This is a genomic window from Vibrio sp. D173a (assembly GCF_030248475.1).
The window spans coordinates 1-1,112 of the sequence record NZ_JAHGAH010000727.1 but is presented as its reverse complement, the minus strand read 5'-3'; the positions used below and the strand labels follow the sequence as shown (position 1 = coordinate 1,112).

Sequence of the window (1,112 nt, the reverse complement as noted above, 5' to 3'; positions counted from 1 at the left end):
GTTTCTAGTGTTTGCCAGTGGGGATGAAACAGCGCCTGCTTGCGAATAAACCTAGGTACCAAGGTTTGGAGGTTAGGGTTAGATAGGCCAGTCGCAGCGGTAAAAATTGTCATAGTAGAGGTTCCATCATTCTCTGTTGCTGAGATATCACTCGCGTTTCTCTTTGAGCTTGGTCTATCTTAGCTTGGTGTGCAAGTGGTGAGTGATGAGTGTTGACCAAGAATTGACGCAGCTAATGTGTTGAATCTTAAGTGCTGTATCAAGATGTTCAGAGTGTTGCACTTTGGTCTGCTGACGGTGAAGGCTCAGAGAAGCACCCATAAAGTGCGTCTGCCGACAGCAAGCGGCAATATTGCAACACCAGTGGTGTTTCGGTATTTGGGGTAAGCGCAGTACGATTAATGCAGTCGACGAGGTCAGACTGCTGCTGCTTTTCTAGCTGAAGCTCAAACTGAAGCGCTTCGCGATAGAGTGAGTCGACCACATGAGGCTTGAGGTGTTTGCGCAGCTCACGATAACTGAGCAGTAGTGATTCCGAACGACCTAGACATTGCTGAATATGGTGCCATTCGGTCTCGGCGAACGCCAACTGCTGCTCATCAAGCCATTTGAGAAGCAGCAGTAGTTTGACGTTACCGTGATATTGGTTCTGCAGGGTTAGGCATGCATCCTTCACACCGCGAGCACTGTAGTAACTCAGGCTAAACTGCCAGAGTCTCTCTAGTGTCAGTGTGTTTGGTGCATGCTCTGAACTCATAAGCTTTCCATATCCTGTTCCATCTGCTCAAGCTCTTCTTGGATCGACATCCATTCCATTTCAACCTCTTCAAGTTGAGATTTGCTGGTGGCTTGCAGTGCGAGTACTTGGTTAAGTTTAGCTTTATTTTCCGCTTCATACAGCGAAGTGTCTGACAATTGCTGTTCAGCGTCTTCGAGGTCTGCAGTGAACTTATCCATTTGTTTCTCAAACTGGGTCAGTTTTTTACGCAGTGGTGCGGTGAGTTTTCTAAACTCTGCCTCACGGCGTTTCTGCTCTTTCTTAGCTGCCGCACTGTTTGCACCATCTTTAGCTGGAGCCTGCGCTTGCGCCTCTTTACGCTCGATTTTTTGCT

General features: G+C 47.8%; 1 protein-coding gene and 2 pseudogenes. All 3 read right to left on the bottom strand.

The features are described 5' to 3' along the window. Positions 1 to 113, bottom strand: a pseudogene (locus KIV40_RS28835) (hydrolase); the annotation flags it as partial. Positions 114 to 268: 155 nt separating this feature from the next. After that, positions 269 to 757, bottom strand: a complete 489-nt coding sequence (locus KIV40_RS28830; RefSeq protein WP_285352648.1) for a TIGR02444 family protein — start codon at positions 755 to 757, stop codon at positions 269 to 271. Then, positions 754 to 1,112: pseudogene (locus tag KIV40_RS28825) on the bottom strand (ABC transporter ATP-binding protein); the annotation flags it as partial. The pseudogene KIV40_RS28825 and the gene KIV40_RS28830, both read right to left, overlap by 4 nt.

Coding starts and splice junctions, on each gene's coding strand:
- KIV40_RS28830 (WP_285352648.1), bottom strand. CDS start 757: ATGAGTTCAGAGCATGCACCAAACACACTGACACTAGAGAGACTCTGG.